The organism is Bradyrhizobium sp. RT6a (assembly GCF_040547675.1).
In the GTDB taxonomy this organism is placed as follows: Bacteria; Pseudomonadota; Alphaproteobacteria; order Rhizobiales; family Xanthobacteraceae; genus Bradyrhizobium.
The window spans coordinates 941,424-962,226 of sequence record NZ_JBEPQC010000001.1; the positions used below are offsets into that span (position 1 = coordinate 941,424).

General features: G+C 67.0%; 19 protein-coding genes and 2 riboswitches. Of the genes, 2 read left to right on the plus strand and 17 right to left on the minus strand.

The window, feature by feature from the left end:
- Window positions 1-149: 149 nt before the first annotated feature.
- Together ABIC03_RS04690 and ABIC03_RS04695 are read right to left on the minus strand one after the other, a co-directional pair.
- Window positions 150-1,583 (minus strand): PepSY domain-containing protein, encoded by a 1,434-nt coding sequence (locus ABIC03_RS04690; protein WP_354055915.1) that lies wholly within the window; start codon window positions 1,581-1,583, stop codon window positions 150-152.
- Window positions 1,584-1,594: 11 nt separating this feature from the next.
- The gene (locus tag ABIC03_RS04695) at window positions 1,595-3,952 is read right to left on the minus strand and encodes a TonB-dependent receptor (RefSeq protein WP_354055917.1); all 2,358 of its coding nucleotides are present in this window, start codon (window positions 3,950-3,952) and stop codon (window positions 1,595-1,597) included.
- A 116-nt stretch (window positions 3,953-4,068) separates the two neighbouring features.
- Window positions 4,069-4,270, minus strand: a riboswitch (cobalamin riboswitch).
- A 72-nt stretch (window positions 4,271-4,342) separates the two neighbouring features.
- On the opposite strand from ABIC03_RS04695, the gene ABIC03_RS04700 reads away from it, so the two are divergent.
- Window positions 4,343-4,915: a histidine phosphatase family protein gene (locus ABIC03_RS04700; RefSeq protein ID WP_354055919.1), complete on the plus strand. Its 573-nt coding sequence runs from the start codon at window positions 4,343-4,345 to the stop codon at window positions 4,913-4,915.
- Here ABIC03_RS04700 and cobT read toward each other — a convergent pair whose 3' ends face one another.
- The 8 genes from cobT to cbiT all read right to left on the minus strand — a co-directional run bounded on the left by cobT (window position 4,916) and on the right by cbiT (window position 12,122).
- The gene (gene cobT / locus ABIC03_RS04705) at window positions 4,916-5,968 is read right to left on the minus strand and encodes a nicotinate-nucleotide--dimethylbenzimidazole phosphoribosyltransferase (protein ID WP_354055921.1); all 1,053 of its coding nucleotides are present in this window, start codon (window positions 5,966-5,968) and stop codon (window positions 4,916-4,918) included.
- Window positions 5,969-5,983: 15 nt separating this feature from the next.
- Window positions 5,984-6,733 (minus strand): precorrin-6A synthase (deacetylating), encoded by a 750-nt coding sequence (gene cobF / locus ABIC03_RS04710; RefSeq protein WP_354055924.1) that lies wholly within the window; start codon window positions 6,731-6,733, stop codon window positions 5,984-5,986.
- A 45-nt stretch (window positions 6,734-6,778) separates the two neighbouring features.
- Complete coding sequence (locus ABIC03_RS04715; protein WP_354055926.1) at window positions 6,779-7,456, minus strand: energy-coupling factor ABC transporter permease; 678 nt, start codon at window positions 7,454-7,456, stop codon at window positions 6,779-6,781.
- A 37-nt stretch (window positions 7,457-7,493) separates the two neighbouring features.
- A riboswitch (cobalamin riboswitch) is annotated at window positions 7,494-7,713 on the minus strand.
- Between the two features lie 45 nt (window positions 7,714-7,758).
- Window positions 7,759-8,490, minus strand: coding sequence for a uroporphyrinogen-III C-methyltransferase (gene cobA, locus ABIC03_RS04720; protein ID WP_275167599.1), 732 nt, complete (start codon window positions 8,488-8,490; stop codon window positions 7,759-7,761).
- Window positions 8,487-9,797: a cobyrinic acid a,c-diamide synthase CobB gene (locus ABIC03_RS04725; protein ID WP_354055929.1), complete on the minus strand. Its 1,311-nt coding sequence runs from the start codon at window positions 9,795-9,797 to the stop codon at window positions 8,487-8,489. The genes cobA and ABIC03_RS04725 overlap by 4 nt, the downstream gene beginning before the upstream one ends.
- The gene (gene cobM, locus ABIC03_RS04730; RefSeq protein WP_354055931.1) at window positions 9,797-10,579 is read right to left on the minus strand and encodes a precorrin-4 C(11)-methyltransferase; all 783 of its coding nucleotides are present in this window, start codon (window positions 10,577-10,579) and stop codon (window positions 9,797-9,799) included. Before cobM ends, ABIC03_RS04725 begins: the two co-directional genes overlap by 1 nt.
- Window positions 10,576-10,944: a cobalamin biosynthesis protein gene (locus ABIC03_RS04735; protein ID WP_275167602.1), complete on the minus strand. Its 369-nt coding sequence runs from the start codon at window positions 10,942-10,944 to the stop codon at window positions 10,576-10,578. The genes cobM and ABIC03_RS04735 overlap by 4 nt, the downstream gene beginning before the upstream one ends.
- Window positions 10,941-12,122 (minus strand): precorrin-6Y C5,15-methyltransferase (decarboxylating) subunit CbiT, encoded by a 1,182-nt coding sequence (cbiT, locus tag ABIC03_RS04740; protein WP_275167603.1) that lies wholly within the window; start codon window positions 12,120-12,122, stop codon window positions 10,941-10,943. Before cbiT ends, ABIC03_RS04735 begins: the two co-directional genes overlap by 4 nt.
- Between cbiT and ABIC03_RS04745 the strand changes: the two genes are divergently transcribed.
- Window positions 12,121-12,867 (plus strand): cobalt-precorrin-6A reductase, encoded by a 747-nt coding sequence (locus ABIC03_RS04745; RefSeq protein WP_354055934.1) that lies wholly within the window; start codon window positions 12,121-12,123, stop codon window positions 12,865-12,867. The two genes, cbiT and ABIC03_RS04745, sit on opposite strands and share 2 nt — an antisense overlap.
- Here the strand turns inward: ABIC03_RS04745 and cobJ are convergent.
- From cobJ to ABIC03_RS04780, 7 genes are read right to left on the minus strand one after another with little or no spacing between them, the layout of a single operon-like run.
- The gene (gene cobJ / locus ABIC03_RS04750; RefSeq protein ID WP_354055936.1) at window positions 12,843-13,577 is read right to left on the minus strand and encodes a precorrin-3B C(17)-methyltransferase; all 735 of its coding nucleotides are present in this window, start codon (window positions 13,575-13,577) and stop codon (window positions 12,843-12,845) included. The genes ABIC03_RS04745 and cobJ overlap by 25 nt on opposite strands.
- The gene (locus tag ABIC03_RS04755; protein ID WP_354055938.1) at window positions 13,574-14,305 is read right to left on the minus strand and encodes a precorrin-2 C(20)-methyltransferase; all 732 of its coding nucleotides are present in this window, start codon (window positions 14,303-14,305) and stop codon (window positions 13,574-13,576) included. The genes cobJ and ABIC03_RS04755 overlap by 4 nt, the downstream gene beginning before the upstream one ends.
- 2 nt (window positions 14,306-14,307) lie before the next feature.
- Window positions 14,308-14,937 (minus strand): precorrin-8X methylmutase, encoded by a 630-nt coding sequence (locus tag ABIC03_RS04760; protein ID WP_354055940.1) that lies wholly within the window; start codon window positions 14,935-14,937, stop codon window positions 14,308-14,310.
- A complete protein-coding gene (cobG, locus tag ABIC03_RS04765) occupies window positions 14,937-16,100 on the minus strand; it encodes a precorrin-3B synthase (protein ID WP_354055942.1) in 1,164 nt (387 codons plus the stop codon). Before cobG ends, ABIC03_RS04760 begins: the two co-directional genes overlap by 1 nt.
- Entirely contained in the window at window positions 16,097-19,345 is a 3,249-nt protein-coding gene (gene cobN, locus ABIC03_RS04770) for a cobaltochelatase subunit CobN (RefSeq protein ID WP_354055944.1), read from the minus strand. Before cobN ends, cobG begins: the two co-directional genes overlap by 4 nt.
- Complete coding sequence (gene cobW, locus ABIC03_RS04775) at window positions 19,345-20,379, minus strand: cobalamin biosynthesis protein CobW (protein ID WP_354055946.1); 1,035 nt, start codon at window positions 20,377-20,379, stop codon at window positions 19,345-19,347. The genes cobN and cobW overlap by 1 nt, the downstream gene beginning before the upstream one ends.
- Window positions 20,376-20,768: a DUF1636 family protein gene (locus ABIC03_RS04780; protein ID WP_354055948.1), complete on the minus strand. Its 393-nt coding sequence runs from the start codon at window positions 20,766-20,768 to the stop codon at window positions 20,376-20,378. The genes cobW and ABIC03_RS04780 overlap by 4 nt, the downstream gene beginning before the upstream one ends.
- Window positions 20,769-20,803 lie beyond the last annotated feature (35 nt).

Sequence of the window (20,803 nt, forward strand, 5' to 3'; positions counted from 1 at the left end):
GACTGTCTAATTTGCAGGCGATAGACCGGCGCTAAGGGCCCTGCGAGTGCTCATGAGCTATGCATGCCAGTCGGCTCAGCCTCTCTTTATTGTACGATCAGTAAGCGGTGGTTTTGCCCGCTCAACGCATCGCGACCTCACTCCAGGCCTCAGGCTGCAAACGAGGGACGCAGGCGGCGCCAGCCGATGACAATGCCCGTGATGGAGAACAGAAAGCCGAGGGCGCAGAGCCCGACGACCAAGCCGTCACGCAGCAACGGATGCGCGACCAGGACCGGAAAATCCAGCGTGTGCAGTGCGCCGTAGAACCAGCGATAGACCCGCCGCGACGAATCCAGCCTTTGCAGCAAATTGCCGTCCGCGCCGTCGATGTCGAACCAGAGGTCGCCGCAGCAGGAGCGGTAGACCGGGGCACCCGGGACGGTGGACTGCGCGGGATAGTTGTCGTTGTCGGCAAGCACGGACGGTACTGCGCAGCCGGCTGCGAGGCGCGTTGTCAGCCTCTCGACCTCGTGCACATCCAGAGATCCCGTTGGTCGATCGCGGGGCGCATCCCCTGCCTTGATCAAGGTCTGAGCGGCAAGGCCCGTCCGATCCCGCCGATAGAGAGTGCCGTTGAATGCAAACCATTCGGTCTCACGGGCCGACGGCGCTCCAGGCTGCCGATCGATCGATGGGGCAGCCGTCCAGTTCGGTGCGGCGTTCATCACGCTGGATTCGGCCGAGGTCAATTGCCCACGCGAGAATAGTCGCCCGTGATCCATGGAGAGCCAGCCGCTGAAAATCCAGGTCAGCACGAAGACCATCGCCGCGAGGCCGATGAGATGATGCAGCGCATGCCAGCCACGATAGGGCGAGCCGATCTGGCCACCTCGAGGTTTGATCCGCGCAAGCCCGAGCACGGCGCCCAGCAATGCTGCGATCAGGGCCAGCAGCGACAAGGTCCAGACCACGCGATCCCACAGTGGCCAGTTGCTTCGCAGCACCGTTGGATAGATCCAGTGCAGCACGCTCCCGACGAGATTCCAGGTCCGCTCGCTGCGCGTCGTATCCAGGACGATCTCGCCGGTGAGCGAGGAGACATAGACCTCCGTTCCGGCGGCGTCGCCGAGGGCAACCCGAAACAAGGGACGATGGCGGTCAAAGCCGTTCGGCACGCTCCATTGGTCATAGTCCGAGCGCGCAACGATCGTGGCCCGCGCAGCATCGAGCCCACGGCTGCGGGCGTGATCTCGCGCGATGGCCAGCACGACGTCGAATGATTTGACCGACGCGTCGACCCCATCGGTGGCGCGGACTGCGCCCGCGCGCGACAGCCCCGCGACGACATAGACCGGTCCGTCGCTGCGCTGGATCAGGCGAACGCGCGTCGCATCCGCGATGCCGCTTGCGGCCACGGCATCGGCGACCGCAATCCTGGTCTCAGCGCTAGCCAGCGGCACGAGTCCGGCAAAGCGTTCCGCTTCCGTCAAGGACGGAAACGGAACGAAGTGCATCACGATTCCCGTCGCGAACCACATCGCGAACAGCAGGCAGAACGCGATCCCGAGCCATCGATGCAGCAGGACGATCGCGCGCATCATCGATCAGCGTCCTACCATTTGAACGCGGCCGAGATCTCATAGGTGCGCGGTGCGCCCAGCAGGATCTGGTCTGGGTAGAACGGATCGCCCCAGATCGCGTAACGCTTGTCGGCGATGTTGCGCACCCGGAAGGTCAGGCGGGCTTGGTCGACTGCATTGAACACGGTCTTTGGGATGTCGACGAAGGCGTAGACATCGGCCACGGTATAGGCCTTCAGCGTCACGGTGTTGGCATCGGTGTTGTAGCGGTCGCCGACATGGCGACCGGTGATGCCGAGCTCGACCGTCCAGGGCGTGAAGAACCGGTAGGACGCGCCGGCATTGGCGACGACGCGCGGCACGTTCGGCGGCGTGTTGCGGGAGAACGAGCCGCCGACAAAATCGTAGTCGGCGTAGCGCGCATCGACATAGGCGATGTTGCCCCAGAGGCGCAGGGGATCGATCGGGCGGACCGAGGCGGCAAGCTCGACGCCCTTCGACTCCTGCCGTCCGGCGAGGTTGAGCTGCATGCCGCCGGCCGCGGCATAAACGTTCTTGCGCAGGATGTCGTAGGCCGAGAACGACCACTCCGCCCGGTTGTCCCAGAACAGGTGCTTGACGCCGGTCTCGTAGGTGCGTGCGGTGGTCAGGTTGAGCGGATCGGTCGGATTGAGCAGGAAGATGTTGTTGGCAGCGATGTCGGCGCCGGTCGCGTATTGGCTGAAGAGGGTCAGGCCGGGAACCGCTTCCCACGTGTAGCCGATGCGGCCCGTGGTCGGGACCCAGGACTGCGAGAACGGGAAGTTCGCCTTCTCCAGACCGAACTTGTCGGTCGAATTGCGGTCGAGCCCGATATGCTCGACACGCAGGCCACCAACCAGCGCAAAGCTGCGCGTGAGCTTCAGCCGGTCCTCGAATGACAGCGCCTCATTATCGATGCGCGCGGTCTGCTGCTGGATGGTGAGCAGGCCGTAGTAGCCGCGTGGTGGTTCGACCAGCGGAACGGAATCGCCGGGGAAATTTGCGGCGCCTGGCCTCACGAAATCAAGATAGCTTGAGGACAGCGTCGTGACCAAGCGATTGTCAAAGCCGGCGATATTCGCATTCCAGATCAGGTCGGTGACGTTGCCGACCAGGCGTTGGCTGTGCGCGACATAGAAGCGCTCACGGTCCACCATGTTGGTACCGGAATTGAATGCCTCGACCTCATTGTTGAACCACGTGCGCTCTGCGCCATAACCATAGGCCTGGCTCTTCAGCGTCAGGTCAGGCGCCAGCTTCAGCTCGAAACCGCCGCGCAGCCACACTTCCTTCGCCACGTTCTTATTATCGAGGACGTTGTAGTTGGTGTTGAAGGTGCGGTCGTCGATCGTGACCGCACCGAGATTGGTTTTGTTGTAGTTCGAGACGTAAGTGCCGGAAACGATCCCCGTCGTCGCATGCGAGCCGCTGAAGGCGATCGGCACCAGCGGCGCACCCCAATAGGCTTTCGAGCGATCCTCGCGGTACTCGATCGCGCTCCAGACCTTGAGGCTATCGGAGATGCGGTAGTTGAGCTGACCCGACACATCGAGCGTCTTGGTGTTGGTGTCGTCGGCAAAGCCGTTGAGCGAGGAACGGCTGACGTCGACGCGGTAGTCCAGCCCCTGCACATTGGTGCTGCCGCCCGAGCCGTAGTGCGCTCGGAACGAGTTCAGCGAATCCCAGGTGAAATCCGCCTCGTTCCGGATCGGGCCGGTGTGCGGCTGCTTGGTGACGAAGTTGATCGCGCCGCCGGCGGCGCCCTCGCCCGACATCAGCGACGCCGGACCTTTCAGGAATTCGACGGCCTCCAGATTGGCCGTGTCGGTGATCCGCGAGGTCATGTTCTGCGGACCGATCTTGATGCCGTTGTAAAGCGTGTTGATCTGGCTGTTGGTGAAGCCGCGCATGGAGAACGCCGAGGGCTCGGCCGGATTGTCGCCGGATGTGACGCCCACCGCTCCCTGCGCGACGTCGGACACGGTGCGATAGCCCTGCTCACGCATGGTTGCGGCCGAGATCACCTCCACGGTCGCGGGCGTTTCGCGCACGGTCAGGCCGAGGCGCGAGGCGCTTTCGGCGACGGCATTGGTATTGAGCGGCGTCTGTGCTGCCGCGATCGGCACGACAGGCCTAGGCGGTACAGATGCGGCCGCTGGCGGGCGCGCTGCTGCGCGGCGTGGGCCCTGCGCCTCCCGCGCGGCGGGCTTGGCCGGCTTGCGGGATTGGGCGGGCGTTACTTCGACCGGCGGCAGAGGTTCACCAGCCTGCTGCGCCAGCGCGGCGGAGGGATCAAGAACGGCAAAGGATGTGAGTGCGGCGGATGCAAGCAGGAACGCGCGCGGTCGTACAATGCGAACAGGAGACACGGTCTCGGACCTCGGTATGACGTCAGTGGCACGTCACAGCGAACCAAGGTCCCATCTTCCGGCTCCCAGCCTTCCGATGAAGCCGAATGTCTGTACTCCCCGACCGACATCTTCGCGTGTGACCACGGCTGACGGCAGGTCTCCTGGCTCGCGGGTCAGTACCTTGCGTCGCCTTCCCGGGACCGAGATACCCAGTGGCACGTGACGCAAGATTCGCCGCTTACAGTTGCGGGGGCAGCCACGGCATTGGGGACAACGTCCCCGCACCGCATTCCCTTTTCATCCCCTCTCGGGGAAACCGTCGCGAGCATCTAGGATTACGATCCAGACAGAGTCAATGTGCCAGTTGCGGCGTTATTGCCACAACGACCAGTTTCCTCGGAGAGAAGCATGGAAGGCGAGACCTTCCTCTGGCTGATACGGCATGCGCCCGTCGATGGCGTCACGGGGACGATCCATGCGGCCGACGCGCCGGCCGATCTCGGCGGTCGCGCGCAGCTGGAGGCGCTGCGGCAGCGCCTGCCGCGGGACGCCGCGAGCTATGCGAGCCCGTCGCGGCGCACGGTCGAGACGGCCCGCGCGCTGGGGCTCGAGCCGCTGCAGCTGGACGAATTCCGCGAGCAAGATTTTGGTGACTGGACCGGCCGTCGGCATGACGAACTCGCCGCGACCGGTGGCGAGGCCTATGCACGGTTCTGGAGCGATGCGGCGCGCGGACGGCCGCCGGGCGGCGAAAGCTTTGAGGAACAGGTCGCGCGGGTCCGGCTGGGTCTGTTGAAGATCAGCAGCGGGGCCGCAACGCTCGTCGTGCATTCCGGCACGATTCGGGCGGCGCTGTGCATCGCGCTGGATCTGACGCCACAAGCGGCGCTCGGCTTTGTGATCGATCCGCTGTCGCTGACCCGGATCGACCGGCTCGCGACCGGCTGGCGCGTCGTCTGCGTCAATCAGCGGACGATTTGATCAGGCCGGACGATCAGGCACATTGGCCTGCGCAAAGGTCGCCATGCCGTTGTGGAGCGCGCAAGCCGACCGCACCAGCGGCAGCGCGATGGCCGCGCCCGATCCTTCGCCGAGCCTGAGATCGAGGCTGATCAGCGGTTGCACGTTGAGCGCGCGCAGCACCAGCCGATGTCCCTGCTCGGCGGATTGATGCGAGGCCAGCAGGAACGGCTGGCACGAGGGGTTGAGCCGCGCCGCCGCCAGCGCCGCGACCGACACGATAAAGCCGTCGATCAACACGGGGATGCGGCGCTGTGCAGCCGCGATAATTGCACCGCAGATGGCCGCGATCTCGAGACCGCCGACGGCGCACAGGATCTTTTCGGGCGAAGCGCCCGCAATGCCATGGCGTGCGATCGCAGCGTCGATCACCCGCGCCTTGTGCGCACGGCCGGCCGCGTCGATGCCGGTGCCACTGCCCGCGATCTCCGCGGCGCTCACGCCGAGCAAGCCGGCCGCGATCGCCGCCGATGTCGTGGTGTTGCCGATGCCCATCTCGCCAAAGATCAGAAGCTCGGGCTGCCCGCCCTGCGCGCGCGTCACCGCACGTCGGCCGGCTTCGAAGGCGAATGCCAGCTCTGTGGGGGTGAGCGCAGCGTCGACGCTGAAATCGCGCGTGCCGCACCGCGGCTTGTCGGTCACGATTCCAGCCATCTCCTCCTGCGCCAGCGTGCCGGCGTCGACGACCTCCAGGCTTGAGCCCAGCTCACGCGCCAGCACCGAGATCGCGGCGCCGCCGGAGGCGAAATTCGCCAGCATCGCGATGGTCACTTCTTGCGGATAGGCCGAGACGCTCTGCGCGACGATGCCGTGATCGCCGGCGAAGATGACGATCGGTACCCGCGCCGCGCGCGGCTGCTCGGTTGCTTGCAGGCCGGCAAGGTCAATCGCGAGCTGCTCGAGCCGGCCGAGCGCGCCGGTCGGTTTCGTCAGTTGCGCCTGCCGCGCCACCGCCGCCTCGCGGTGGACTGCGGAGATCTCGGGGCATTGTTGGGTGACCCATTCGGGGAGCATGCTGCCTCGCTTGCCTCACGGCCTGCGCTTGAGGATGTAATTGTCCATGATCCAGCCGTGCCGTTCGCGCGCCTCTTGGCGCACCGCGACGATACGCGGGCCGATCTCGGCCAGCGCGCCGGACATGACGATCTGATCGGCCATGCCGAGATAGGCGCCCCACCAGATGTGCAGGCCTTCCGGATCAAGCGACTGGAACGCCGTGCCGCCGTCGAGCATCACAACCACGGTATCGACGCCTTGCGGCCAACCGCCATCGCGCAAGCGGCGTCCGGTCGTGACCAGGAAGGGTTCGCCGATGTCGTTGAGCGGCAGCGCATGCGCCGCACACAGCGCCTGGATCGAGGTGATGCCGGGAACGACCTCGATCTTTGGCGAGGGATTGAGCCGCCGCGCGATGCGCAGCGAGGAATCATAAAGCGAGGGATCGCCCCAGATCAGCAGCGCGACCTTGCCCTCGCCTTTGAGATGATCTGCGATCGTCTGCGACCAGGCCGCAGCCACGGCATCGTGCCAATCGTCCACGCCCTTGCGATAGTCCGCTTCAGCGGCGTCGCGCACGGGCAGATCGAACTCGGCAACGCGCCTCTTATCGCTGGTGAGCACATCCGCGCAGATCGTCCGCCTGAGATCGGCGAGGTCGGACTTGGCCGTCCCCTTGCGCGGGATCAGGACGAGATCGGCCGCGTTGATGGCAGTGATCGCGGCGCGCGTGAGCTGCTCGGGATCGCCGCAACCGATGCCTATCAGGGAGAGCGTGAGCATCGTGCCCGCGAAGGGCGGCCATAACGGCCGCCCGTTCGCTTGTCTCTAGGCCGCGTTGTGCAAACGCGGCGTGACGAGGCTGGATGCGGTGACGCCGCGCAACGACTTCGCCAGCGCCAGCACGCCGAGATCGGCGAGCGGCTCGATCACGATGACCAGCGCATAGGACACCGCGAACGTCGCGATGTTGGCGAGGTTGGTCGCGCCGAAACCCGATCCATAAATCGCCCAGAACGCCACCCAGGCGATAACACCCGCCTGATAGGTCGTCGAAAGCGCCAGCGCCTGGCGATACTTCAGATCGACATAGGCCGTGTTGCGCGCAATGATCCGCGTGGCGATCGCCTGGATCCCGAACAGCGGCACCAGCAGCGTGGTGACGTTCATGCCATATTGCGGCAGGTCGGGCGGCTCGAAGAAGATGCCCTGGAACAGCAGGCCGAATGCGAGGCCGAAGGCCGCTGGCGCAGCGCCAAACAGCAGGAACAAGGTCGAGCCGAGGATGAAGTGCACTTCGGAGACACCGACGGGGAAGTGCGGCAGGACCTCGAAGAAGATAAATACAAGTCCCGTAGTGACGAGCGTGCGCGCCGCGAACGACGTGATACCCTGCTCGCGCACGGTCTCGACCGCGAGCTTCAAGGCAACGCCGCCGACGGCGATGCCGGTTGCGTAACTCAGCACGAGCTTGGCGTCCGAGACTAGTCCGGGTTCGATATGCATGGCTCAGATCCTTCTTGCCGTCACACCCGACGGCCTTGGCCTCAAAACGTGCACGGCCGGTCTCCTGGCTCGCGGTTCACTGGGAGTCTCCGGCCTTCCCGAACCTTGCGGCCCAGTGGCTGATCGAAGTCCCTCACCGCTTACAGTCGCGGGGGCGGCTGGGGTTTTGGGCGCCGCAACTGGGTCCGCCCATCCCCATTCCCGATTATGCTCCGGCGCTTTGCGCCGCGTGGAGCACCATGCCTCTCCTGTGTGCCCCTTTCGCCAGCCGGGCGTCAAGGGGTGAAGGGCGGCCGAGAGCGTCATGACGGATAATCCCCCGCCAGCGCGCCGAACAGGATGACGGCCGCCGTGGAGGCCGCTCCGCCCCGCGCAAGCTGCTCGGCAAGTTCCGAAATGGTGGTGCGAACCAACCGCTCGTCGGGACGGCCGAGCGATTCGGCAAACAGCGCCGGCGTGGTTGGGGCGAGGCCGTGCTCGATCAATTTGGCGACCAACGCCGGAAACGTCCGCCGGCCCATATAGACCACGGTCGTCGCCTCGGGATCGGCCAGCGCTGCCCAATTGAGGTCTGGCGGCAGCTCGCCGGTGACGTCCGCGCCGGTGATGAACTGCACCCGGCGCGAGGTATGGCGCCGGGTCAGGGGAATGCCGGCCTGGGCCGCAGCGACGCAGGCCGTGGTGACGCCCGGAATGATCTCATAGCCAATGCCCGCTTCACGCAGCGTCTCGAGCTCCTCCTCGAGCCGGCCAAAGATGCCGGCATCGCCCGACTTCAATCGCACCACGCGCGCGCCTGTTACGGCATAGTCGACCAGCAGGCGGTTGACATGGTGCTGCTTGGTCGAGGCCCGTCCCGCCCGCTTTCCCACTGCAACAAGATTGGCGCCCGGCCGGGCCAGATCGAGGATCGCGCCCGAAGCAAGATCGTCATAGAGCACGACGTCGGCCTCGCGCAGCCGCGCGGCACCCTTGAGCGTGAGGAGCTCGGGATCGCCGGGGCCGGCGGAGACGAAGGACACAAAACCGCTCACCGGTCCTCCGCGATCAGATGGAAGAACGTGCCAGTGGCTTGTCCCCGCCGCGAGCCGGTCTCGGCGATGACCGCGCCTGTCGCGTCGTGCACGACCGCCAGCGGCGTGTCGGGCTGCGCGAGGATCGTCGAATAGTGGAATTCGTGGCCACGCAGGCGTGCACCGGATTGATGACCCGGCATCGGCGTGGCGAGTTCGGCTAGACGATAGCCCAGATGCATGCGGCGCTTGGCAAAGCTCGTCTCCAGGCCGAGCAGGCCCGTCATCTCGTGGCGGATGCCGTCGGCGTCGGTCAAAGCGGTGCCCAGCACCATATAGCCTCCGCACTCGCCGTGCACCAGGCGCGTTTCGGCGAAAGCACACAAGCCGCTGCGAAAGCGCGCATTGGCCGCGATCTTGCCGGCATGCAGCTCGGGATAGCCGCCAGGCAGCCAGCACACATCGGCGCCCGGATCAGGGCTCTCGTCAGCCAGCGGCGAGAATGTCGAGATATCTGCACCCGCCGCGCGCCACGCTTCCAGCATATGCGGATAGACGAAGGAGAACGCGGCGTCACGGGCCAACGCAATGCGCTGACCGGGCGGCGTCACGTTGACGTGGCTCGCGGCAGGTTGCGGCGACCAGATGGCAGCCGATTGCAGCACCGCATCGAGATCGACATGCTCGGCGACGAAGCGCGCGGCCTCGTCGATCAGCTTGCCGATCTCCGCCTGCTCCTCGGCCTGCACCAGCCCGAGATGCCGCTTCGGCAGGCTGATCTCGGCATGGCGCGGCAGCGCGCCGAACAGGGCGATGCCGGCATCCAGCAGCGCATGCCGCACGAGAGCTTCGTGGCGGGGGCTCGCAACGCGATTGAGCACGACGCCTGCGAGCCGCACGCCGGGACGATAGTCGCGAAGGCCCGCGGCGATCGCCGCCGCCGTTTGCGCCTGGCCGGATGGATCGATCACCAGCAGCACCGGCCAGTCCAGCATCTCTGCAATGTCGGCGGTCGCCCCGGTGCCGCAGACGCCTCGCGCGGCCACGCCGTCGAACAAGCCCATCGAGCCTTCGGCCAGCACGACATCGGCGTCAGTGCCGCGACTGACGAGATGCGAGATCGTCCCGCGATCCATCGCCCAGCTGTCGACGTTGACCGAAGCGCGTCCGGTCGCGGCTGCATGAAACGCGGGATCGATGTAATCGGGGCCGCTCTTGAAGCACTGCACCCGCAATCCGCTGTTGCGCCAGGCGCGGGCAAGCGCCAGCGTCAGCGTGGTCTTGCCGACGCCGGAGGCCGGCGCGGAGATGACGAGCCCCGCCGCCATCACGACACCTCCGGAAAGCGCGGCTCGGCGCCGACCGGCCGATAGCGGCGGTCATAGTCGGCGGCATAGAGACGGCTCTCGGAAAAATCCGCCGCGCCCAGAGTCTTGCCGACCAGGATAAGCGCGGTGCGCTCCATCTCGGCTCCGACCGCAGCGTCGAGTGTTGCGAGCGTGGCGCGGACGATGCGCTGCTCAGGCCAGCTCGCGCGCCAGACGACCGCGACCGGGCAATCCGCGCCGTAATGCGGCGTCAGCTCGGCGACGACCTTGTCGAGCAGATGGATCGACAGATGGATCGCGAGCACCGCGCCGGTGGCAGCGAAGGCGGCAAGCTTCTCGCCTTCCGGCATCGCGCTGGCGCGGCCAGGCGTGCGCGTCAGCACCACCGTCTGAGCAAGGCCGGGCAGCGTGAGCTCGACCTCCAGCGCAGCCGCGGCGGCGGAGAAAGAGGGAACGCCGGGCGTGACCGTGTAGGGAATGTCGAGTGTGCGCAGGCGGCGGAGCTGCTCGCCCATCGCCGACCAGATCGAGAGATCGCCGGAATGCAGCCGCGCGACGTCCTTGCTGCCGGCATGCGCGGCGGCGATCTCCGCGACGATTTCGTCGAGCGACAGCGGCGCGGTGTTGACGATCCGCGCACCGGGCGGGCAATGCGCCAGCGCGCCTTCGGGGACAAGCGAGCCGGCATAGAGACAGACCGGACAGGCGGCGATCAGGTCGCGGCCGCGCAATGTCAGCAAGTCAGGGGCACCGGGCCCTGCGCCGATGAAATGCACCGTCATGCGCCGTCCCCTTCCGCAATTGCCGCGGTCGCGGTGCGATCCTGCGAGACCACCCGCGTCGCAATCAATCGCGCGCGCGATCCAGCTGCCGCGAGCGCCGCCGCTTCGGCGACCGATCCCGTCCCGAATTTTTCCGCGACGAATTTTGACTGGGTCGGCGTGTCGATGCCGGCCAGCATTTCGGCGGGGACCGCCTTGATCGGCACGCCGCATTCGCGCGCAAGCTGCTTCAGCACTTCCGCGTCCGCCTTGTCGCTGACCGTCGCCACCGCTGCGAGGCCTTCGGGACCACCGGCTGCCAGAAGCGCCTCACGCAGCGAGGCCAGCGTGACATCCTTTTTGAATCCAAGTCCGGCGACCTTCATCGGACCGCGCTCCATTGCACCACCGGCCGCGCCGCCTGCCAGGAGCGGTAGCGGCCGAGCGGAGTGGCATGTGCAATCTCGACCCGCATCAGTTCGCCGCCATGGTGCTGGTGCAGCTCGCCAAGCAGCGCTTCCGTCTCCAGCGTCACCGCATGCGCTACGAGTCGCGTTCCGGATGCGAGCCGCGACCAGATGGCGTCGAACATCGCGATGTCGAGACCGCCGCCGATGAAGACGGCGTCAGGTGCGCCCAGCGCAGCAAGGACTTCAGGCGCTTCACCTGTAATGATGGTGATCCGATGTGCCAACCCGAACGCAGCCGCGTTGCTGCGGATATTCGCGGCGCGATCCTCGCGCGCTTCGATAGCGATCGCCGTCCCGCCGCACAGCGCCCACTCAACCGAGATCGAGCCCGAGCCCGCGCCGATGTCCCACAGCCGTTCACCGGGACGCGGCCCCAGCGCCGAGAGCGCGAGCGCACGGACCGGACGCTTGGTGATCTGGCCGTCATGGACGAAGAGATCGTCTGATAGTCCCGAGCTGCGGGGAAGACCCTGCGTTCCTCTCGCCTCCACGGCCACCGCGACCAGACTTCCGGCAAGATCGCCTGCGAAGCTGTCGGCGCGATGCGCGTTGATACTCTCGCGCGGCCCGCCAAGCGCGGTGAGCGTCCAGAGTGCCGAAGCGCCCCAACCGCGCGCCGTCAGCCATTTCGCGAGATCGCCTGCCGCCTTCGCGTCGCGCACGAGGCAAATGATGCGTGCACCTTGCGCCAGATGCGGCACGAGACGCTCGAATGGCGCGGCATGGAGACCAAGACAGCTAATTGCTTCGAGGCGCCAGCCTAGTCGTGCGGCGGCAAGCGAGAAGGTCGACGGCGCGGAATGCGCAATCCACTCGCCGGCGTCCAGCTTCTCGGCGAGGCTCGCGCCGGCGCCAAACCAGAACGGATCGCCGGAGGCGAGCACCGCCGTCGGACGGCCGCGGCGGCTTAGCACGATCTCCGCATCGAACGGCACCGGCCAGGGGCGGCCGCGCCCGGTTACTCCGGCAAGTGCAAGATGCCGTTCACCGCCAAAAACAGTTTCGGCGTCGTCGAGCGCCTTTCGACTTGCTTCCGACAGGCCGGCGAGGCCATCTTCGCCGATACCGATGATGGTCAGCCAGGGATCAGCCATGACGCGCGCCCTCATTCTGGGCGGAACGGCCGACGCGAGCCTGCTCGCGGCGGAGATCGCGCGTGCCGGCATTGACGCCATCTATTCCTATGGCGGCCGCACCCGCGCGCCCGCCGGTCAGCCGTTGCCGACGCGGATCGGCGGTTTTGGCGGCGTCAGCGGCCTTGCCGATTACATCCGCCGCGAAGAGATCACCCATGTGATCGATGCGACGCATCCCTTTGCCGCCGAGATGAGCCGCAATGCGGTCGCGGCATGCGCGGAAACCGGCACGCCGCTGATCGCGCTGGAGCGCGCGCCGTGGGTGCAAGTGCTCGGCGACAACTGGATCGAAATACCGGATGTCGACGCCGCGGTCGCCGCACTGCCTGAGGCGGCGGCCAATGTGTTCCTCGCCATCGGCCGCCAGCACATCTCGCCGTTCGCAACCAGGCCGCAGCACGCCTACACGCTGAGATTCGTCGATCCGCCCGAGGCGCCGCTGCCCTTCGCCGCGGACGTCGTCGTGTCGCGTGGGCCCTTCACGCTTGAGGGCGAATTGGAGATGATACGCAAACGCAGCATCACCTGGATCGTCGCCCGCAATTCGGGCGGCGACGGCGCGCGCGCCAAGATCGACGCAGCCCGCAGGCTCGGCCTGCCCGTGGTCATGATCGCGCGACCGCAACTGCCGGAACGATTGCGGGTCGAGAGCGCGGCCGAGATCATGCAGTGGCTCGGTCATCGGGCCTGCCTCGGCGCATAGACCCAGCGGCCGACGCGGCGTGTCTGCGAGTTGCCGACGATCACCAGCGTGCGCATGTCGGCCATCTCGGGCGTCGCCTCGTTCAGCCTGACGGTTTCGATCTTTTCATCAGCGGCGCTGATCGCGCGCGCGAAGATCACGAGGCGCTCGCCGCAGCCGGCCTCGTTCAGCACTGCGAGCGCACGGCCAAATCCTTCCGGCCGGCTCACTGAGCGCGGATTGTACATCGCAATGGCAAAATCGGCTTCCGCGGCGAGCCGCAGGCGCTTCTCGATCACCGCCCACGGCTTGAGATTGTCGGAGAGATTGATCGCACAGAAATCATGGCCGAGCGGCGCGCCGGCGCGCGCGGCAGCCGCCAGCATCGCAGTGATGCCGGGCAGCACACGGATCGGCAGCTCCTGCCATTGCGGCGCCTGTTCGAGCGCCTCGAACACCGCGGAGGCCATCGCGAAGACGCCGGGGTCGCCGGAGGACACGATGACGACTTGCCCGCCTTCGGCGGCGAGCCGCAAGGCCTCGCTCGCGCGCTGCAGCTCTTCGCGATTGTCGGACGGATGCAGCTTGAGCCCCGGTCGCGGCGGCACGCGCGCGACATAGGGCGCGTAGCCCAGAATGTCGGTCGCGGCGGCAAGCGCGGCGGAGACCTCCGGCGTCACCAGCGCATCGCTGCCCGGCCCGAGGCCTGCGATGGTCAGCGTGCCCGTCATTCGGCGGGGTCCGGATGCCGGCCCTTGCCGTGCACGAGTACGATCGCAAAATAAGGGCAGTCGGCGGCATCGACCTCCGCGAGCCGCACCACGCGCTCGCCCGGCATGGTGCCGCGCTCGACCAGCCAGGCGTCGTCCAGCCGTCCGGCGGACGCGAGCGCGCGGCGCACCTTGGCGAGATTGCGCCCGGTCTTCATGATCACGACCGCATCGGAATCGCGCATGCGGCGTTCGAGCTCTGCTTCGGCGAGCGTGCCCATGAGCACCGTCGTCACGTCATCTCCGAGCGCGATCGGCTGTCCCACGCCATTCCAGCAGCCGACCATGCCGGGAATGCCGGCGATCACCTCGATCTCGACGCGGCCCTGCAGGCGCGTGTGCAGATGCATGAAGGAGCCGTAGAAGTAAGGATCGCCCTCGCAGAGCACGACGACGTCGACCGCGCGCGCCAGCCGCGCCAGACGTTCCGACCATTCGTCGTAGAAGCCGGCGAGCAGCTGGACGTATTCAGGCGTGTCGAAGGCGATCTCTATGGTGACCGGATATTCCATCGGATATTCGGTCACGTCGGCCGCCAACATGCCCTCGACGATGCGACGCGCCTGGCCGGGCCGGCCCTTCTTGCGGAAATACGCGACATGCCTTGCGCCGCGCACCGTGCGATCGGCGCGTACGCTCATCATATCAGGGTCACCGGGGCCGAGACCGCAGCAGATGATGCGTCCCATCGCTATTCGCTCCGGCTCGCCAGCGCGTTCACGGCGGCGACCGTGATCGCGGAACCGCCAAGGCGGCCCTCGACCGTCAGTGCCGGCACCGGGGAATCGGCCATCAGCGCAGCTTTGGATTCGGCCGCGCCGACAAAGCCGACCGGACAGCCGATGATCGCCGCGGGCCGCGGGCAGTCCCGGTCCTCCAGCATGTTGAGGAGATGAAACAACGCGGTCGGCGCATTGCCGATCGCCACGATCGCACCATCGAGATGCGGGCGCCATAGCTCCAAAGCCGCAGCCGAACGGGTGTTGCGCATGGACTGCGCGAGCGCGGGAACAGTCTCGTCGCCCAGCGTGCAGATGACGGCATTGGCCGCAGGAAGCCGCGCGCGCGTAATTCCTTCGGAGACCATGCGCGCGTCGCACAGGATCGGTGCGCCCTTCTGCAGGGCCGTGCGCGCGGCGACCGCCATGCCTGATGTGAAGCGGATATGCGCCTCCAAGCCGACCATGCCGGCGGCATGGATCATTCGCACCACCACCGGCTCCTCATCCCGCGTGAAGCGCGCAAGATCGGCTTCGGCCCGGATGGTCGCAAAGGACTGCCGGTAGATCGCCGCGCCGTCGGTCTCATAAGTGTGCGGCATCAGTGCCCTCCCATCAGGATGGAGGGATCCTTGACGATGTCTTCGCGGTTCAGTCCCCGCAGGATGGGCTCATCGCGTGTCGACCCACCGCGCACGAGATCGAAGCCTGCGCCGGTCGCGACCAGAGTGATGGCCGCGGGACCGGAATGGGCGCAACCCTTGGCACAGCCGGAGACGTGGAGCCGTGCGGCCGCGCCGATGTTCGGCGCCAGGGCCGCGGCAAGGCCGCGGGTATCGGCATGTGCCTCGCGACAGCGTGGCGCACCGCTACAGGCGATGACGCGCAGCGCAGGGTCGTAGGCCTCGGTGATGAGACCAGGCGCGCTCGGCATTACGCGCTTGCCTTCGCTCAAAACCATCCGCCATGGCGTCATGCGCAGCGCATGTCCGCAACCGGCGAACTGGTCGAGTGTCGCATGCGCCATCTGTCCGAAGGCGACCCCGACCATCGCGCCTTGCGCATAGAGGCCGGGACGTGCCGCCGCCATGATCGGCGCCGGCTCGGCCTCCCCGCGCAATGCCTCCGGCAGGATTGCACCGGCGGCAAGATGCGCCGCCATCCGCCCCCGCCCGCCCCTGGCGCCGCCTGAGATCACGAACCAGTCGGCGAATGCGAGCGCGGTGGTCACAGCCTCGCCGCGTGCGACGGAGCGGCCGAGTTTGTCGCCATCGGCCCGCACCAGCAGTTCGCCGGAACGATCGCGTTCGATCCGCACGTCCGCGGAATCGCCCGCAAGCACGCGTGAGGTGCCGTCATCGATGGCGAAGCCGAACTTGGTTGGAAGTTCGAGCGTGCTGTCGGCGAGCGCCTCCTCGAGTTCGGCAGCGAGCGATTGTGTTGCGTCTCCGGCACGCCAGAACGGCGTCACAAGGATGTTGCGACGGGATTCGGTGTCGGCGTCGGGGTCGAGCAGCGCCAGTTGCGCAAGGCCACTGAGCAGCAGCCTGTGGCTGGTCTCGTTGACGCCCCTGATCTGGAGATTGGCTCTGCTGGTCACGTCGATCAGGCCGTTGCCATGGCGTTCGGCGAGATGGGCCAATCCGGAGATTTGTGCCGCTTCGAGCCGTCCACCGAACGGACGCACGCGGACCACGAGCCCGTCGCCCGATTGCATCGGGCGCAGCGCGCCGGGACACCAGCCCTTGACCACGGAAGCGCTCATGACGCCTCCCGCAGCGCAGCCGCGATCGAATTGCGGCGCGTTCGCCAGAGCGAAGCTTCATACAGGCGCTTGAAACACGTCTCCATCGCCGCCAGCGCCGCCGGATTTTCACGGGCCATGAAGGCGCGGGCGTCGTCATGGCCGAGCGTGGCATCGTAGTAGAGGTCGAACAGATGCGGCGGCACGGCGCCGGCCAGATGCGCGAAGGCGGCCATGTGCTCGAGCGTCGCGGTGATCTCGGCCGCGCCGCGAAAACCGTGGCGCATCATGCCGGCGATCCAGGCCGGGTTGGCCGCGCGCGCGCGGACCACCCGCGAAATTTCCTCGGTCAGCGTACGCGCATGCGGCTGCTCGGGTCGCGTCGCATCGAGATGATAGAGCGATGGTCCTGCCGCGCCGAGATGGGCTGCGGCGGCCGCAATGCCGGCCTCATGCGCGGCATAGTCGGCCGCGAACAGAAGGTCGGTTTCAGGCAAATCCTGGACGTGCACAAAAGCATCGGCGGATGCGAGCCGCTTCTCGATACCGGCACGATCGAGCTTGATCTCGCCATCGGCCGAGAACGCCCATGACGATGCCGAGAGCCACGCTTCGCCGGCGGCTTCGCGCGTCTCGGGCGTGAAGGCGTCCGGGATTGCCGAGAGGCCGACGCCGTATTGTCCGGGACGCGGCGCGAACACGCGCGATGTACGATGGCGATAAGGATTCTCGTCGCCCTCGTCCTCGCGGGCGGACAGCGCCTCGGCTGCCGCCTCGAACAATTGCGCGAGGCCTGAGAAGACGTCGCGAAACAGGCCCGAGACACGCAGCGTGACGTCGATGCGGGGCCGGCCAAGCTCGGCAGGCGCGATGATGTCGTAGCCGGTCACACGGCCGGATGCGTGATCCCAGCGCGGCGCGAGGCCGGCCAGATGCAGCGCCATCGCAAACTCTTCGCCCGCGGTCCGCATGGTCGCTGAGCCCCAGAGATCGACGACAAGGCCCTTCGGCCAGTCGCCGTGATCCTGCAGATGGCGGCGGAGCAATTCTTCCGCGAGCTTGATGCCTTGCGCATGCGCCGACGGCGTCGGCACCGCGCGCGGATCGACGGCGAACAGATTACGTCCCGTGGGCAGCACGTCCTGGCGGCCGCGATAGGGCGAGCCCGACGGCCCCGGCGCGACGCGGCGTCCCGCAAGCGCGGCACGTAGCGCGTCACGTTCAGCGTCGCCGCAGGCGCCGCGGCCGAACACGTGCAGGCCGTCACCGAATTGGCTTTCCTTGAGATCACAGACGAAGCGGTCGATCCGCGGGATCGCTTCGGCCGGAGCGGCGGTTGCCTCAAGGCCAAGATCGTCTTCGAGACCGGCCGCGCGTGCCTCGTCGCGGATCGCGGCGATCAGGCGCTGGCGGCGGGCGGGATCGAGGCCATCGGCCGTCGAGTACTCGTCGAGGAGCTGTTCAAGCCTGCGCAGCCCGTCCGGCACCGCTGATGCTGCGAGCTGCGGTGGCAGATGGCCGATCGTGACGGCACCCACGCGCCGCTTGGCCTGCGCGGCCTCGCCGGGATCGTTGACAATGAAGGGATAGATGACGGGCAATTCGCCGATCAGGGCTTCCGGCCAGCACGCCTGCGACAGCGCCACGGATTTTCCGGGCAGCCATTCCAGCGTGCCGTGCGCGCCCATGTGCACGACGGCATCACAGCCCTGCTCGCGGAGCCAGAGATAGAACGCGACATAGGCATGGCGCGGCGTGCGGGCGAGATCGTGATAGTCGGCATCGCGCGTGGTCGCATCGCCACGCTCCGGCTGAACCGCGATGATCGACCGGCCACATGGAATCGCTGCGAAATGGAACGCGCCGTCGCGACACCCCGGATCGGTTTCCGGCGTGCCCCAGGCTTGCGCGAGGTCATCCTGCAACACTTGCGGAAGGTGCGAGAGCGCAGCGCGGTAATCGGCAACGCTCCAGCTCAAGGTCCGCTTGAGCAGCGTCTCGCCAAGCGCATGGACCGGATCGACATCGAAGCCAGCTTTCGCGAGGTCGGACACCAGGGCCTCGACCGAGGCCAGTGCATCGAGACCCACCGCATGCGCGATCTGATGCGGGCGGCCCGGATAGTTGGAGAGCACGACTGCCATGCGCTTGTCGGCGGCCGGCTTCTCGGCGAGGCGACGCCAGGCCGCTACGCGCGCGGCGACGGCCTTCACGCGCTCCTCATCGGGCCTGTGTGCCAGATGCGAAAATTGCAAATCGGGATCGCGCATCGCCGCCGATTTGAAGCTCACCACGCCCGCAAACAGGCGGCCGTCGACCTCGGGCAGCACCACATGCATCGCAAGGTCGCCGGGCGACAGGCCGCGGAGCGAGCTCGCCCAATCCTCGCGCCGAGCCGTGGAGAGCGCGACCTGGAACACCGGGCAGGATGCGGCATCGAACGGCGTGGTGCCGTCGTCGCCGATCGCCGAGAACGCCGTCGCATTGACGATCGCGGCCGGCGGGTTTTGCGCGAAATACCCGCGCAACCAATCCGCAACGCCCGGGGCCTTCAGCGAGGTGACGAACACACCATGCGCGTCAAAGCCGCGCTCGCGCAGCGTCGCGATCAGCGCATCGACGGGGCCGGTATCCGCGGCGGTGAGGTAGGAGCGATAGAAGGTCACGAGCGCTCGCGGCCTGCCCTCACCCGACGCCGGCGCGGCAATGACGCCGCGCGACGGATCATAAAAGCCCATCTCGGGGACGGTCATCTCGCCGATGACCGGGCCGGCATAAAGGCCAGAGGCCAGCGCAAGCTGCGCGACCGCGGCTTGCGCTGCGACGGGGCCGCCGGTGTCGCAGAGCACCTTGAGCCGCCGCAATGTCGAGACCGGCAGGGTCGAATACGCATCCAGCCGCGTGTCGTCGCGGCCGTCCGCCGGCAGCACGGCCAGCACGATGCCGCGCTCCTTCGCCAGTTGCTGCAGGGCCGCGAGCCCGTACGACCAATAGGATTCGCCGCCGATCAGACGCACGAGGATGCCGCGCGCGTGCGCAAGAGTGCGCTCGACATAGGTGTCGACCGAGAGCGGATGGCGGAGCTCTGCGAGATTGACGAGCCGTAGCGACGGCAGGCTGTCGCGGCCGCGGCGCCAGCCGGCCGCGAACGCCGCCAGATCGGAATCCGAATACGAGAGCACCACGAGATCGGCCGGGTCCTGGCCGATGTCCCTTGGTATCGCGGTCTCCTCGAGACCGCGGCTCTCGCGGAAGACGACGTGCATCAGATTCCGAGTCCCGCCCTGATCGCGGCTTCATCAATGTTTCTATGCTCGCCGATCACGACGAGCTTTGATTGCCTCGCACCTGCGCCCCAGGGCTTGTCGAACTGGTGGCGCACGCGCTCGCCGACCGCTTGCAGCAAGAGGCGCATCGGCTTGCCTTCCACCGCGATGTAACCCTTGACGCGCAGCACATTCTGCTCCCGCGCCAGACGCTGGACGGATGCAACCAGCGTGTCGATATCGGTGACCTCAGGAAGATCAATCACGACGGAGGCAAAATCGTCGTGCTCGTGATCCTCCTCGCCGTCATGATGCGATGGACGCGCGGCGAGATCGTTCTCGGCGGCAGCACCGAGGCCGAGGATGAGGCGCGCGTCGATCGCACCGTCGGTGATCGCCAGCATCGGCACGCGGCGCGACATCTCGGCGGTGATCGCCGCCTTGGCCGCTTCGAGGCCTGCCGCGCCCGCAAGATCCGCCTTCGTCAGCAGCACGATGTCGGCGCAGGCAATCTGGTCCTCGAACACTTCCGATAGCGGGGTCTCGTGATCGAGATTTTCATCGGCCGCACGCTGCGCTTCGACGGCGTCAGGATCCGGCGCGAAACGGCCGGCAGCGACAGCTTCGGCGTCGGCCAGCGCGATCACGCCATCGACCGTGATGCGCGAACGGATCTCCGGCCAGTCGAACGCCTTCAGCAGCGGCTTGGGCAGCGCCAGGCCCGAGGTCTCGATCAGGATATGATCGGGCCGCACCGGCCGCGACAGCAGCTTCTCCATGGTCGGAATGAAATCGTCGGCGACGGTGCAGCAGATGCAGCCATTGGCGAGCTCGATGATGTTCTCTTCTGGGCAATTCGCATCGGCGCAGGATTTCAGAATCTCGCCATCGACGCCCTCGCTGCCGAACTCGTTGACGAGCACCGCGAGCTTCTTGCCGTTGGCGTTGGCAAGCAGATGCTGGATCAGCGTGGTCTTGCCGGAGCCGAGAAAGCCCGTGACGACCGTGACCGGCACTTTTGCGAGCGAATTCATTCGGCGGCCTCCGGCACGACGGCCAAGGGGAGCATGGGGAGAATGGGGGGAATGCGGGCAAGCGATTGCTTGCGGAAGATCTCCGGGCGGCTGCGCCAGGGCACAAGGCCGTCGGGCGCGGCCGCATAGGCCGCGGCGCCCGCGACCACGTCGCGCGCATTCGCATCCGACAGACGGCCATAGACATAGGACCAGCGGCCGGGCGCGCTGAGCGCGACCGAGCAACCCTGGTTGCATGCAGACAGGCATTCGACGGGAACCACGCTGACGCCGTCGGGCACGCCGGCCTCGAGGATCGCACCATGCAGGCGCTTGCCGGGCGTCGTCTCGCCCTCGCCAAGCGTCTGGCCGGCGCGGCAGGTGATGCAGACATGAAGTGTGACGGTCATCGCTTCTTCCAGAATAAACAGCGGGAAGCGAAGAG